This window comes from Pseudomonas sp. OTU750018, from assembly GCF_011636575.1.
Classification (GTDB): domain Bacteria; phylum Pseudomonadota; class Gammaproteobacteria; order Pseudomonadales; family Pseudomonadaceae; genus Aquipseudomonas; species Aquipseudomonas peli.
In genome coordinates this window covers 331,041-344,656 of sequence record NZ_JAAPAU010000002.1, presented here as the reverse complement: position 1 = coordinate 344,656, position 13,616 = coordinate 331,041, and the positions used below count along the sequence as shown (strand labels likewise).

The following is a 13,616-nucleotide window of genomic DNA, read 5'->3' as shown; positions in this document are numbered from 1 at the left end:
GAGTCAATTCCTTTTAATTATTCTCAGTGTGCGATCACAGGCGCAGTGCAGTTCAGTTCTGGCAAGACGGGCCGGGCGTCCACGTTTTGGCGGCCACCGGCTGTAATTGTTGTTCCAATGCTGGGTTACCCAAAACCTTGAGGTACTCGATCAGCGCCCAGCGTTCTTCCGGTTGCAGAGCGCGGCCAATTACCCCATCTTCACGGCATCCCGCACGGAATTCATGACCGCGATTGCTGTTGCCGGTGACCTGCGTATCGAAATGGAAACCACCGGTGAATTTCTCACTCTGGTAACCAATTTGCTTGGGGTTGAACTCGAAATTGCCTACCCAGAACTCGGTTTGCCGTTCCGACACCGGCGACAACAGCTGGAACAGGGTCGGCACTGAGCCGTTATGCAAGAAGGGCGGTGTGGCCCAAATTCCGTCGAGCGGACGAGCCTTGTAGCCACGTTTTTCCTGTACGCCGATAGGGAGGTTGAAACCATCCATATTGCCGCGTTCGGGTTGTGTGATGCCGGCATCCTGATACGCGCGGTTTTCCACATAGGCGGTGACGTAGGCCAGGGCCTTGGCACTGGAGATGCTGCGCATGTCGATGTCATCCAGCTTCGCGCCGTACAGGCGTACATCAAGCTTACTCAGTTCGGCCTTGGTCCAGCCCAGCTTGCTGATATCGAAGCGGTGGTCGGCAATATTGTCAGCAGTAGTAGGGTCAGTGCCGACGATTGAGGTCGGGACCACGCGCATCCGCCATTCCGGATCGCGGGCAGGTGCGAAGCTGTCCTGAGGTGTTTTTGGATCAGGGGCATGGCAATACGCGCAGTTCTCGGTAAATAACGCACGGCCGCGGCTGGCCAGCGGCAGATCGACCTTGCCAAAAACGTCTTCAGGCCAGGTCGGTGGTCGCAGCTTTTTCAGGGTTTCTTCAAGGGTGAACAGGTCACGCAACCGCACGCTGGAGGCATAGCGTTCAGCTTCGGCTACCGGATGACCGTCAGTATTCAGCAAGCGCAGGGTCGCACCGACTCCCAAGGCCTCGCCGACGTTGCGGGCCATGGGCTGCATGGCTGAGCCGTTCCACTGTACCCAGTCGAATTTCCAGATATCCCAGACCTGCGGGTAACTCACTGGCGCATCGGCAACGCGGTAGTTGCTTGGGTCAATGGCATCACCAAATACGCTATTGGCGATACGGCCGAAAGCATCGGTACGACCAAAGCCCTCCTCGGTTGGATACAAGCCACGGTGCCAGTCATTGAATGCGGTGCCCAACAAGCGGTCGAGCACTACCTTGAAGTCTCGACGCAGCTGCGCCTTGTGACGGGCGTACTCATCTCCCAGTACTTGCTGGGCGAAGCGGTTGAATTTCAGTGGGTTGTAGTAGGTGAACGCCATGCTCATCCCAAGCGCTTGGCCAAAGCTGCCGCCGCGCACGGTCGGTACCGTGGATGCCAGTGAGTGCAACGCAGCACCACCATCAATGCGCACAGCTTGGCCCTGGTAACGCAACTCACCGGTGTGGCAAGCGGCGCAGCTGATATCCAAATAATGCTCACCACTCTCCGCATCTGCGTGGCGGGCAAAGCCCACGGGCAGGTTTCCAGGATTCAGCGGCGTAGGTTGTTGCGCGGGATCGACGAGAAAGCCAAAACGCGCCAGATAGTCGGGGGTGGCGAACTTGCTGGTGCTGAACGGCAGCTCCAGGGCACGGAACCACTCATAGCGCAGGCCTTTTACCTGGGTACCCTGAGGGGTGTAGTAATAGGTTTGGCGTTCATCAGAGGACCACTGATCGAGGTAGTGCAGCTTGTCTGGCTGCTGATAAACCGGCAGGTTGGGATTGGCGATGAAGTACAGGGCGATCAGCAAGCCTGCGATAAATAGTAAAAGAAGCCCATACAGGGCCCGACGGAGGATGCGCATGGAAACTTCCTTGTGGTGTTTTTGTTTGTTGTTTTTATGCCAACTGCAGCCGCAGATGGCAAGCAGCCATTACAGCAAAATCCCGGAAATAGGCTTCTTCTAGGGGCGAAAATCGTTTTACAGTGCGGTGATGACGAAATAACCCACAGGAGTGAATTGATGCATCCATTTGACGCGCCACAGCCGCCCAAATTAGCGTTGATGTTGGGCTATGCCGGGTTGGTGCCTTTTGTCACCGGCGCACTGGGCATCTGGGTGACACCTGAAGGGTGGCGAGAGCTGGTGTTGGCTGCGTTGTTGGATTATGCCGCTGTGATCTTGGCATTTATGGGGGCGATCCACTGGGGCCTGGCAATGCGTGCGGAAAGTACTGACGAGCAAGCGCAGATGCAGCTGGGGTTATCCGTGGTGCCGCCTTTGCTGGGCTGGCTGGCCATCAGCGGCGGTATGCCAACCAGCTTGGCGTTACCGCTGTGCTTAGTAGCGTTCGGTGGGTTGTATGCCGCTGACTTGAGGGCCGTCAAACTGGGCTTGGCACCGCAATGGTACCCACGGCTACGCCGACCGCTGACGTTGGTTGTCTGCCTGAGTTTGCTGCTGGCATGGGCCAGCGTGCTATTGCGTTGAGTTGAGCCAGTCAGCCACGGTGACCAGCGCCTGCTCTCGGCGCTGCGACCAGTTGCCTTGAATGCATTGCAGCGGCTGTTGATGCTGCCGCAGCCAGTGTTCGCAGTGTTGGTAAAACGTCAACCGTTGAGCCAGCGCTGGCTGGCAGCGCTGGCCATCGTCGACCCAGGGCACATCGACAGGGTTGAGTAGCAGGTGCAGGTGATAGTCACGTTCGAGTAAGGCCGGTTCAATCCAGGCGGGGCAGTCCCCAAACAGCGCGTGGCTCCAGAGCATGTTGCTGAGCAAATGTGTGTCGAGGATGAGCAATTCAGGGCGTTCAGCCCGGGCTTGATCTTCCCAGGCCAATTGGCCCTGGGCGATCGCGTTGATGTCGGCATAGCAGGTGTCACGCTGCTCACGCTCGATAAAATGCCGCACGTATTCGCCTACCAACACGCCGCCAAAATTCGCCTGGATATGCTCAGACAGCCAGCTTTTACCGCTGGACTCTGGCCCGGTGAGTACCAGCACCTTCATGCTTGTACCTTCATGGGTTAACCAGCGCGTGATCACGCCGCCATGTCAGCCAGCCATTGACCGCTAACAGGGTAAACAGCCCATACAGTGCAGCTGTCGGGTACAAGCCTTGCTGTACAAACAGCGCGACGAAAAGCAGATCAAGAATGACCCACAGTGGCCAGCACTCCACACGTTTCTGCGCCATCCATACCTGCGCGACCAGGCTGAATGCACTTAGCGCTGCATCCTGCCAGGGCGCGGCCGCATCGGTGAATGTGGCCATCAGATACCCGAGCACAAGTGCACCGGCTGCACCTGTTGCTAAGCTGATCATCATGCCTTGCTGGCTCAGTCGGCTGACCTGTACGCCAGTCTGGCTGCTACCGCCGCGCGTCCAAAGCCACCAGCCATAACCTTGCAAGACGGCATACACACCTTGCAGCAGCATGTTTGAGTACAACTTGCCGTCATAGAAGATCCAGGCGTACATCAGCACCATCAGCAAACCCAGCGGCCAGCACCAGCGGTTTTGCCGCACGGTCAGCCAAACGGCCCACACGCCAAGGGCTGAAGCAATGATTTCCAGAGGCGACATATAACACCGATCAACGAAAGCGCAGGGAGGCGATTGTAACGACTGCACTGTGTGCCGTCTTGGTTGCACAGGCCGCTCATTTCGATGAGATGGCTAATTGCTATGGCTTTGCCGATATACTCAGCGTCCCGATGAGGAGGCATTGCGTGTTCAGGTTTGTTTTAACGGTTATCAGCGCTGTGTGCATATGGGCACTTGGCGTGACAACACCGGTCATCGCCGAGAGCGCGCGCACAGCGGGAAAGACGCCGGCTTCGGTGGTCTTTCTCAATCCGGGGTTTTCCGATGAGCCTTTCTGGGTCGGTTACAGTGACTTTATGCAAGCCGCTGCCGATGACCTGGGCATGCAGCTGCAGATTATCTACGGTGAGCGCAACCCGTCGCAGCTACTGGAAAAAGCCCGCGAGTTACTGACCCGCGATAACCCACCGGATTACCTGATATTCGTCAACGAGATGTACACCGCGCCGGAGTTGCTCCGGCAGTTTGCCGACAGTCCGATCAAGCTGTTTTCCCTGCACAGTACCCTTACGCCTGAACAGCAACAGCTTATCGGCGCCTCACGCGAACGCTATCGCAACTGGATTGGCAGCTTGGTGCCCAACGACGAGCAAGCAGGCTATTGGATGGCTAAGGCCTTGATCGCCAAGCTGGAGGGTAAGCCCGGCAGTCTGCTGGCATTTGCTGGTGTGCGATTCACCCCCTCTTCAAGCTTGCGTGAAGAGGGCCTGCATCGTGCCTTGCGTGAGCACCCGGAGATCAAATTGCAGCAGATGTTGCAAGGTGAGTGGAAGCGTCAACGCGCTTATGAACAGGCGCAACTGATCCTTCCACGCCACCCGGAGGCAAAGCTGGTGTGGTCGGCTAACGATGAAATGGCGTTTGGTGTGATGCAAGCAGCACAAGAAATCGGCCGGCAACCGGGCAAGGATATTTATCTGTCGGCGCTGAATAACTCAGACGCGGTTTTGCAAGCGCGTATAGACCGCAAACTATGCGTCTTGGTGGCCGGGCATTTCACCCTCGGAGGGTGGGCCATGGTGATGTTGCATGACTACCATGCAGGGCTGGATTTTGCCGAGCGTGGTGGCAAAGACCGAGTCGACCCGCTTTTCAGCTTACTGGACGCCAAACAAGCTGCTCATTTGCAGAAACGCCTCAAAGTGCCAGGTTTTGGCCTTGATTTTCGCCAGTTCAGTGCCGTCTACCGACCGCAGCTCAAGGATTACCAGTTCTCCATAAAACCGCTGCTGCAATAAGTCAGACGCCTGCCAGGTGCAGCACGAGTTTGACGATGCCGAAGATCACCAGCACGAAGACGGCGGTAAACAGCACGCCGAGAATGATGAAGTGGCTGGGCTTGCCCCTTGAGAAGTCACGGCTACGGTTCTTTCCGCTCTGCACACCGAACGCTGCGCTTAATACGCTTTGCATCATCTCCCACAGCGTCAACGGCTTGTTGTCCTCGTCGCTCATGTGTGTCTCCTGCTTTGTCCTGAGTGGCCTTAAACGAATTAGGCTTTATTGACTCGTTCAGTTGACGCGGGGTACTTGAGCAGTTTGGCGGCGGGACGACGAGGACGCTGGAGCAATTCGCCCCCACAGTTAGGACAGGTGCCATTAAGCCTGTTGTCCGCACACTCCCGACAGAACGTGCATTCGAACGAGCAAATCAATGCATCAGTGGAGTCAGCCAGCAAATCTCGGTCGCAGCATTCACAGTTGGGGCGCAATTGCAGCATGGCAAACTCCTCGCAATGATTGATTTGCTGAGCATAAGCGCTAATGCACGGGTGCAGCAAAGCTCAGTCAGGAAATGAGTGCAAGGGCCGCAGGGTGGGATTTGAAACGGGGTAAAGAAGGAAGGGAAGGGCTCTGACAAGAGGGGCCGATTGGCAGCTCAGAGCCCTTATTACAGCAGCCGATTACTCCGGCATGCTCCAGGGCTCCAAGGCGAAACCTTGCTGACTGAGTTGCTCACGGGACTGCTTGAGCACGTCGGCAAATTGCACCGGGTCGCTGTAGATGGTGCTGGACAGCTGCGTGCGGCCGAGCAGGCGGGTGCTGGTCCGGTCAATCACGCTAAGGCTGAGGTTGCCAGTGCCATCTTGCGGGGCCCAGGCGACGCATTGGAAAGGTTGAAAGGCGCGGTCGGCAATCAGCAGGGCTTCGTTAAAACGCAGCGGTGCGTTCATGGGGTCGGTTTCTCCGAGGTGATCCCAAATACACAAGGGCAAACGGTGAATTCACATTTGCCAGTCATAGTTGTTGATGACCGAAGCTGACCAGCAAGTCACATGCTGGCGAAAAAATGCACGGAATTGTCCGATAAATCACAGTTTTAATCGTGTAAGCCGAGAAACAGGGCGAGGAAGAGGGAGGTTAGGCCTTCTCTGAGCCTTTGCAGACGGCCAGTAATTGCTGCAGGTAATGAGCGATATAGCGCTGAAAGCCTCGATCATCCCAATAGCCCAAGTGGCTCAACGGGGTATGGCGCTTGTACCAGGGCCCCACTGGCATGGCGCGATCTTCAGCGACCACGGAGGCATAGTTGGGCAATGGGCGCAGCGGATAACCCAGCGGGTCAGCAGGCGCGTAGAGATTTAGCCAGCGCGCCTGTTTGGTCACCGCGTCAGTCAGGCAGTGGCCTGGGAAGCGGATCGGCACGACCGGGTCATAAGCAAAGGTAAACAGGGGGATATTGCAGCCAAAGGTGATCAGCCCGCTCAGGGTTTCCAAGGCCAGAAAGGGATCCAATGGGCATTCTTCAGCGGTATTGATGCGCTGCTGATCCCATACGAAATTGGAGAAAATATGCCCGCCTAGTGAGTGCGCCAGCACCACCAGCGGCGTATCGGCATCGACCTTGGCGCGCAAGGCATTGAGGCCACTGCGCAGGCACTGATGGACTTCTTCATAAGTGGTGTCGTATGCCTGGCTGACTTTGCGATAGCCGCTGGCATCACCCAGAAACAGCGTGACGATGCGTCGTAACCAGCGCCAGCGCACGGGCTGGTCGCGCAGTTTGTCGAGAAAAGCCAGTTGTCGCTTATCCAGCACGCTGGCCCAGTACAACGTCTGAAAAGCCACCTGGTCGGCTTCGGCGCCGAGGCGTTGGCGCAGCCCGGCGATCAGGCTGTGGGCGAAAGCGTGCTGGCCTTCGTCGTCACGCAGGTCGGGTTGCGTGCCGATGCCGTGGATAATGGCGACTGCGAGTTTCATCCTGCCCATCCTTGGTCATGCTGCTTTGGGTGTTCGGTCGGCTTCAGTTTTTAGAGTGGCTGCAGACGCTCGCCGAGGCGGCCGCTGTCGACCAGTTCGAGAAATTCGTCGCCAAGCCGCTGGCTTTCGCTCATGGCCGTGCGCCAATAGCGCTCGCGGCCGGCATCATCGCCCAGATAACGACTGAAGTCCTTGCGGTCTGGGAGTTTGCCATGGGGCAAGCGGGCTAGGTAGTCACGTGAGGGGGCCAGCAGCAGAACATCCTGCAGGCGTCCGCCATCACCTCGGCGCCAGGGCATGCCTTTGTCGAACCAGCCGGGAATGACCTTATCAGTGAAGTGCGGGTAGAGCACGATATCGTCGCCGCTGTACGGCAGGTCGAGGTGGTAATCAAGCAGGCCACCATCGCGGTAGGTGCCAGGGCCGGCGCCGGGGATATCGCGGACCCCTTGCATGATCATCGGGATGGAACCGGAGGCCAGCAATGCATGACGCAGATTACCGCTGTCGAGTTGCAGATAACGCGAGGGGAAGTCGCTGAGCGTCCCTAAGGGCGGAGCAAGGCGGGCGTCGTGCAGAATCACCCGCTCGAAGTGCTTAGCCAGTCGCGGACGGCCCAGCAGATTGCTGCCAATCACCGATGACAGGCCCAGGCCGAGTGCCCCGCGGTGATCGTGCTGGAGCAGGCCATGGCTTTTCACCACGACGATATTCAAACGGTAATGCGGGTTGCTGAGGATGTTGGCGTCGTCGTTGCCGAGGAGTTGATCAAGCATCAGGCTGCAGCTACTCGACACCTGCGCCATGCTCACGCCTTTGGCAAAGCGCTGCGAGGTATACAGCTCGCCGAGGCGACGCAGGCCTGCTGCAGCATCCGGCAAACAGGCGCTGGCGAAACGCCAAGAACCGATGGAGGCTCCGATCAGCGAACGCTCGCGCGGCGCGCGCTGCAGCCAGTCGCCGAACAGCGCCAGATCCAACCCCTGAATCCCTAACGCTTTCGGCCCACCCGCAGCGCCGGGCAGAATGCCGACATCGGCTGGTTGCAAGCCGTGCTCGCGAATACGCGCGAGGGCGCGTTTGCCGGCCTTGATTGTCAAAGCAGGGGACTTGATTAATATCGCACTCATGCTGGCCTCCATCGCGCAAGGCAGCGATTATAGGGTGCTGAATGGCCAGGCCAAGCGACTTCAGCGTGTGAATGATGTGCGCGTGGGTTGAGATAAATAGTGCTTGCGCCAAGTATTAAGCAAATTCAGCTTGAGTTAAGTCGTGTGCAGTAACTTGGACTCCGTCGAAAGCCAACTCCATTAAGGAATCTGAACATGAAAACACTGACTGCTGTATGTGCCGCTGCTGCTCTGACTTTGACTGCCGGCCTCGTTCAAGCCCGTGACCTGGGCCCGGATGAAGCACTCAAACTGCGTGACGCTGGTACCATTCAGTCCTTCGAAAAACTCAATGCCGCCGCTCTGGCGCTGCATCCAGGCAGCAAGACCGAAGACACCGAGCTGGAAGAAGAGTACGGCCGCTACATCTATCAGGTAGAAGTTCGCGACGCCCAGGGCGTGCAGTGGGATGTCGAACTGGATGCCACTAATGCACAAGTGCTGAAGAACCAACGAGACGATTAATGAACACCACTGCTTGGCTGCCTCGCGCACTCCTGGCCTTCCTGCTGCTGACGCTGACGCTCAGCAGCAGTGCGCGCGACCTGGATCAGGATGAAGCACTCCGTCTGCGCCGCGAGGGGTTGATCATGCCCCTTGAGCAATTGCTGCAGATGGCCTTGCAGCGCCATCCTGGCGCGGTGCTGTTGGAAGTCGAGCTGGAAGAAGAGGACGGCGTACTGGTCTACGAAGTCGAACTGGTGACTGACGACGGCACTGTGCGCGAACTGGAATTACATGCCAGCACCGGCGAAGTGCTCAAGGATGAGGTGGAAGACTGAATGCGCCTGTTGCTGGTTGAAGACCATGTTCCCCTGGCTGATGAGCTGCTGGCCGGTTTGATCCGCCAAGGATATGCGGTGGATTGGTTGGCAGACGGCCGCGATGCGGCTTATCAGGGGGCCACTGAACCCTATGACTTGATCATTCTCGACCTCGGCTTGCCTGGCAAACCGGGGATTGAGGTGTTGCAGGAATGGCGTTCTGGTGGGCTCACCACACCGGTCTTGATCCTTACCGCACGCGGCTCCTGGGCTGAGCGGATTGAAGGGCTCAAGGCGGGCGCCGATGACTACATGAGCAAACCCTTCCATCCAGAAGAGCTGCACCTGCGAATCCAGTCTTTGCTGCGCCGCGCTCATGGTCTGGCTAACCAGCCGCAACTCGAAGCGGCGGGCTTGCAACTGGATGAAGGGCGACAATCGGTACAACGCAACGGCGAAGAAGTGCAGCTGACTGCTGCGGAATTCCGCCTGCTGCGCTATTTCATGCTGCATGCTGGGCAATTGCTGTCCAAGAGCCACCTGGCTGAGCACCTGTATGACGGTGAAAGCGAACGCGACTCGAATGTCATCGAAGTGCACGTTAACCATCTGCGGCGCAAGCTGGGGCGCGAGATCATCGAAACCCGCCGCGGGCAGGGCTATCGATTCAGCGGGGATACTGCTTGAGGTCGATTCAACGGCGTTTGAGCCTTGGCCTGGTCAGCGTATTGCTGATTGTCGGTCTGCTGCTGGCGCAAAGCAGCCTTTGGCTGTTTGACCGCAGCCTACGGGGTTACCTGCAAACAACCTTACAGGATGAAACTCAGACGTTACTGGGCGCGGTCGTGCGTGGGCCCAATGGCTTGCAGCTGGATGAACGTCGTCTCAGTGCCGCCTACAAGCGGCCATACTCCGGTTTGTACTTTCGCATCGACCTGAATGAGCAGAGCTGGCGCTCGCGCTCACTTTGGGACCGAGAGCTGCACAAAGTTGAAGCCGAAGGCTTGAAGGACGCACTCGGCGACGGGCCGCAAGGTCAGCAATGGCTGGTCTACCGTGCTGATTATCAGCGTTATGGCCAGCCCATCGTGATTCATGTGGCGCGTGATTACAGGCCGATACTCGATAGTTTCAGTCAGGTGCAGAAATTTATTCTGGGCTTGGGAGTCAGTGCACTTGTGCTGATTTTGTTGCTGCAACGGCTGATCGTCAGTCGGGCATTGCGCCCGCTGGAACAAGTCCGCAGGCAGCTTTTGCAGTTGCAGCAAGGCCAACGTAGCCAGCTGGATCAGCAGGTGCCGCTTGAGCTGGAACCGCTGGTGGCGCAGATCAACCACCTGCTGGCGCACACCGAAGACACCCTCAAACGGTCGCGCAATGCGTTGGGTAACCTCGGCCATGCATTGAAAACACCGCTTGCGGTGTTGGTCAGTCTGGCGACGCGGGAAGAGCTCAAACAGCTGCCGCAATTGCGCGAAAGCCTGAACAGTCAGTTGCAACAGATCGAGCAGCGCATCGCCCGTGAACTGGGGCGTGCGCGTTTAGCTGGGGAGGCCTTGCCCGGCGCGCATTTTGACTGCGCCAGCGAGCTGCCGGAGCTGTTCTCGACCCTGACAATGATCCACGGCAACCACCTGCAACTGGAGTGGCAGGCCGAGCCTGGTTTGCGCTTACCCTGGGACCGTGAAGACCTGCTGGAACTGCTCGGTAACCTGCTGGACAACGCCTGCAAGTGGGCGGATAGCCAGGTACAGCTGCATATCTGCAAAGTGACAGCGGGCTACCAAGTTACGATTGATGATGATGGCCCGGGTATCGACGCCGCGCTGCGGGACGAAGTGCTCAGCCGTGGTAGTCGTCTGGATGAACAGGTCGCCGGTCACGGCCTGGGGCTGGGTATCGTGCGCGATATTGTTGATGCGTGGGGCGGAAGTTTACAGCTGGCAGAGAGCCCGCTGGATGGGTTGCGCGTCACGGTCAGCTTGCCGCTAAAACGCACCTGAGGTCATCAGGTGCGTTCAGTGCAATCTTTACATGCCGTTGGCAAATGCCGGGTTGCTCATATCAATACTGGCGCGAACGGGGAGCAGGGCGTGCGCATACTTGACCAGAATATCCAGCTCGTAATCGATCCGTGCGTGCAGGCGCTGGTCCTCTTCGTGGCTCGGTTCTGGCGTGTTCAGCACCTTCTCGACATTGCGTACGATCAAGTGCTCAGGCAAGTAGCAGAGGCGGCAGTTTTTGTAGCTGGAGGCGCGCAGCTCGCTGATCGGATAAGCCCCACCTACCCCTGACGAAACGCCCACTAACAGGCCTGGCTTGTGCGCCAGCTCAGCTTTGCTGGCGTAGATAAAGAAGTTCTTGATGGCCGGGCAGGCCATGCCATTCCACTCCGGAGAAATGATCACCACGGCATCGGCAGCGGCCAGTTGCTTGCTGTACAGCCCCCATGGACCGGCGTCTTCAGCAGGCCACAGCGGCAGCGGGGCGAGGCCCAGGTCGATCACATTGCTTTGCGCATCATCGGTGTAGCCCAACTGAATCAGACGCTGGCGCAAAAAGCGGGCAACCTTGCCCGATTGGCTGTTACTGCGGCTGGAACCGGCCACTAGGGCTATATTGAGCATCGTTCACCTCTCGATTTCTGCGGCATCAATAAAAAACGCAGGCTAACAATGGTTAGCCTGCGTCACAAGGAAGCAGCCGCCAGAGTGGCGGTCCGATCATGCCATCTGCGTTAAACGCGGAATTGGTCCATCAGGCTTTGCTGGTGGTTGGCCAATTTGTTCAGCCCTTGGCTGATTTTTGCTGACTCGTCTGCCTGGGCGGAAATCGATTCAGTGACATCCCGGATCGAAGCGACGTTACGGTTGATTTCTTCGGCCACCGAGCTCTGCTCCTCAGCCGCGCTGGCGATCTGCAAGTTCATGTCGGTGATCACGCTGACCGCTTGGCTGATGCGTTGCAGCACGGCCACTGCCTGCTCAACCTGCTCAACGCTGCCCTGCGCCTGGCGATGACTGCTGTGCATGGTGCTGACCACTTCCTTGGTGCCGCTTTGCAAGCCTTCGATAACTTGGCGAATTTCCTCCACCGAGTCCTGGGTGCGTTTCGCGAGGTTGCGCACTTCATCCGCCACCACGGCAAAACCACGGCCTGCTTCACCGGCGCGGGCGGCTTCAATCGCAGCGTTCAGGGCCAAAAGGTTGGTCTGTTCAGCGATCGAGCGGATCACTTCGAGTACTGAGCCGATCTTCTCGCTGCTATTGGCCAGGCCTTCGACTTCCTGCATGGCGACGTTCATTTCATTGGCCAGCAGTTCGATGGTCGAAGTGGTTTTACCGATCACACTCATGCCTTCACGGCTGGCTTGGTCGGCAGTGCGCGCGGCTTCTGCGGCTTGAGCCGCGTTGTGCGCAACATCCTGCGCTGTGGCGCTCATTTCCTGGAACGCTGTAGCCACCTGATCCACTTCACGGTATTGCTGCTGCATGCCGTCGCTGGTCTGGCTGGCGATCAGGGCGGACTGATCGGCTGTGCTGCGCGCATCCTGCACGCTGCGTTTAACGTCAGCGATGATGGGTTGCAGTTTGTCGAGGAAACGGTTGAACCAGCTGGCCAGTTCGCCCAGTTCATCCTGCTTGGCGTACTCCAGGCGACGGGTCAGATCACCTTCGCCGCTGGCGATGTTCTTCAGCATTGCTGCAACACCGATAATCGGCCGGGTGACCCCAAGCGCCGTCAACCAGATGAGCAGAATCCCCACCACCCCGGCAACCAGGCCAAGGCCCAAGGACACCGCAGTGTTGCGCGTGCCCATTTCATCCATTTGCGTTTCGAGATGGGCAGCGGGCGCTAACAAAACCTTCTCAGGCGCCTCCATCAGCACCCCCCACGGCTGCGACTCAGGGATTGGCAGCAGCGGTTGCAGCACTTGCAGTGCGCCATCATGGTGCAAAGTTTCCTGACGATTGCTTGCCACCAGGCTGAGGATTTCGTTGTGTTGATTGGTAAAGGCTTTTTCCAGTTTCCCGCCCAGCAGGCTGCTGTCGCGGCTGTGACCAGCCAGCAAGCCGGCGGGGCTGATGATGCTCACATGGCCGGCGCCGTCGAATAGACCTTGATGAGCACTGGTGCTGAGCTCTTGCAGGCTGGTCAAGCTGATATCAACCCCCAATACGCCAATCACCTTGTCGCCTTGGAGCAAGGGGAAGGCGATGCTGGTCATCAGAGTCTTTACCCCGTCAGCCTCATCAATATAGGGATCAAGCAGGCACACCTTTTTTTTCTGCAGTGGGCAACTGTACCACGCGTTGTAGGGCGCGCCGCTGATTCCCGGGGTGGTGTCATTGAGGCTTTCTTCTGTCATGGCCTCGGAGCTCAGCTCACCGTTATCACCCTGTGACCAATAGACCGAAAAGCGACCTTTGTCATTGCTACCGAGGTTGCCTTGATCAGCAAAAAGCTCATCTTTGCCATCCAGCGCGTTCGGTTCGAATGCGACATAAATACCCAGCAAACTGCGGTTGGCCTCTAGCGCACTGCGCACCTGTCGAGTCAGGTCTTCACGCAGGTCAAAGGCATCTAGAAAGCGCTTCTCAGCCTGTTCCCGAATAAACAACACCTGCGTCGCCGCGCCGCGACCGTATTGATAGGCGTCCATAAAGTAGCGTTGAATCTGCAACGCTTGGGATTCGCCGCGTGCGGACATCCGCAGTTGCGCAGACTCCTGCAGCATGGCGGTGCTGGCCTGCTTGACCAGGCTGGCACTGCGTGAGGCCTGAATGACCGAGGCGGATACCAGCACCGCA

15 protein-coding genes and 2 pseudogenes are annotated in these 13,616 nt (G+C 58.0%); 6 read left to right on the top strand and 11 right to left on the bottom strand.

The features are described 5' to 3' along the window. Positions 1 to 52 precede the first annotated feature (52 nt). Positions 53 to 1,927, bottom strand: a complete 1,875-nt coding sequence (locus tag HCI85_RS10440; RefSeq protein ID WP_167144656.1) for a di-heme-cytochrome C peroxidase — start codon at positions 1,925 to 1,927, stop codon at positions 53 to 55. A gap of 159 nt (positions 1,928 to 2,086) precedes the next feature. Between HCI85_RS10440 and HCI85_RS10435 the strand changes: the two genes are divergently transcribed. Next, positions 2,087 to 2,554, top strand: a complete 468-nt coding sequence (locus HCI85_RS10435) for a DUF3429 domain-containing protein (RefSeq protein WP_090253607.1) — start codon at positions 2,087 to 2,089, stop codon at positions 2,552 to 2,554. Here the strand turns inward: HCI85_RS10435 and HCI85_RS10430 are convergent. Together HCI85_RS10430 and pnuC are read right to left on the bottom strand one after the other, a co-directional pair. Beyond that, positions 2,543 to 3,073 carry an AAA family ATPase gene (locus HCI85_RS10430; protein WP_167144655.1) on the bottom strand — a complete coding sequence of 177 codons (531 nt, stop codon included), beginning with the start codon at positions 3,071 to 3,073 and terminating at the stop codon, positions 2,543 to 2,545. The genes HCI85_RS10435 and HCI85_RS10430 overlap by 12 nt on opposite strands. Positions 3,074 to 3,083: 10 nt before the next feature. Further along, positions 3,084 to 3,650: a nicotinamide riboside transporter PnuC gene (gene pnuC / locus HCI85_RS10425; RefSeq protein WP_167144654.1), complete on the bottom strand. Its 567-nt coding sequence runs from the start codon at positions 3,648 to 3,650 to the stop codon at positions 3,084 to 3,086. A 131-nt stretch (positions 3,651 to 3,781) separates the two neighbouring features. Here pnuC and HCI85_RS10420 point away from each other — a divergent pair, with 131 nt between their 5' ends. Next, the gene (locus HCI85_RS10420) at positions 3,782 to 4,909 is read left to right on the top strand and encodes an ABC transporter substrate-binding protein (protein ID WP_167144653.1); all 1,128 of its coding nucleotides are present in this window, start codon (positions 3,782 to 3,784) and stop codon (positions 4,907 to 4,909) included. Between the two features lies 1 nt (position 4,910). Here HCI85_RS10420 and HCI85_RS10415 read toward each other — a convergent pair whose 3' ends face one another. The 5 genes from HCI85_RS10415 to HCI85_RS10395 all read right to left on the bottom strand — a co-directional run bounded on the left by HCI85_RS10415 (position 4,911) and on the right by HCI85_RS10395 (position 8,002). Beyond that, entirely contained in the window at positions 4,911 to 5,126 is a 216-nt protein-coding gene (locus tag HCI85_RS10415; protein ID WP_167144652.1) for a DUF2970 domain-containing protein, read from the bottom strand. Positions 5,127 to 5,164: 38 nt separating this feature from the next. Continuing rightward, on the bottom strand, positions 5,165 to 5,392 hold the full coding sequence (locus HCI85_RS10410; protein ID WP_160087014.1) for a DUF1272 domain-containing protein: 228 nt from the start codon (positions 5,390 to 5,392) through the stop codon (positions 5,165 to 5,167). 183 nt (positions 5,393 to 5,575) lie between these two features. After that, positions 5,576 to 5,845, bottom strand: a complete 270-nt coding sequence (locus HCI85_RS10405) for a hypothetical protein (RefSeq protein WP_090253619.1) — start codon at positions 5,843 to 5,845, stop codon at positions 5,576 to 5,578. 187 nt (positions 5,846 to 6,032) lie between these two features. After that, entirely contained in the window at positions 6,033 to 6,872 is an 840-nt protein-coding gene (locus HCI85_RS10400; protein WP_167144651.1) for a hypothetical protein, read from the bottom strand. Positions 6,873 to 6,922: 50 nt separating this feature from the next. After that, on the bottom strand, positions 6,923 to 8,002 hold the full coding sequence (locus HCI85_RS10395) for a patatin-like phospholipase family protein (protein ID WP_160087010.1): 1,080 nt from the start codon (positions 8,000 to 8,002) through the stop codon (positions 6,923 to 6,925). A gap of 195 nt (positions 8,003 to 8,197) precedes the next feature. On the opposite strand from HCI85_RS10395, the gene HCI85_RS10390 reads away from it, so the two are divergent. Genes HCI85_RS10390 through HCI85_RS10375 form a run of 4 tightly spaced genes read left to right on the top strand, consistent with a single transcriptional unit; the run spans position 8,198 to position 10,808 of the window. Next, a complete protein-coding gene (locus HCI85_RS10390) occupies positions 8,198 to 8,506 on the top strand; it encodes a PepSY domain-containing protein (RefSeq protein ID WP_160087008.1) in 309 nt (102 codons plus the stop codon). Continuing rightward, complete coding sequence (locus HCI85_RS10385) at positions 8,506 to 8,823, top strand: PepSY domain-containing protein (protein ID WP_160087006.1); 318 nt, start codon at positions 8,506 to 8,508, stop codon at positions 8,821 to 8,823. Before HCI85_RS10390 ends, HCI85_RS10385 begins: the two co-directional genes overlap by 1 nt. Beyond that, complete coding sequence (locus HCI85_RS10380; protein WP_090253630.1) at positions 8,824 to 9,492, top strand: response regulator transcription factor; 669 nt, start codon at positions 8,824 to 8,826, stop codon at positions 9,490 to 9,492. Further along, a complete protein-coding gene (locus HCI85_RS10375) occupies positions 9,489 to 10,808 on the top strand; it encodes a sensor histidine kinase (RefSeq protein WP_167144650.1) in 1,320 nt (439 codons plus the stop codon). Before HCI85_RS10380 ends, HCI85_RS10375 begins: the two co-directional genes overlap by 4 nt. Before the next feature lie 27 nt (positions 10,809 to 10,835). Here the strand turns inward: HCI85_RS10375 and HCI85_RS10370 are convergent, their stop codons facing one another. From HCI85_RS10370 to HCI85_RS21295, 3 genes and pseudogenes are all read right to left on the bottom strand, one after another. Further along, positions 10,836 to 11,432, bottom strand: coding sequence for an NADPH-dependent FMN reductase (locus tag HCI85_RS10370; protein WP_167144649.1), 597 nt, complete (start codon positions 11,430 to 11,432; stop codon positions 10,836 to 10,838). A 110-nt stretch (positions 11,433 to 11,542) separates the two neighbouring features. Then, positions 11,543 to 12,055: pseudogene (locus HCI85_RS21300) on the bottom strand (methyl-accepting chemotaxis protein); the annotation flags it as partial. Between the two features lie 345 nt (positions 12,056 to 12,400). Then, positions 12,401 to 13,468: pseudogene (locus HCI85_RS21295) on the bottom strand (PDC sensor domain-containing protein); the annotation flags it as partial. Between the last annotated feature and the right edge of the window lie 148 nt (positions 13,469 to 13,616).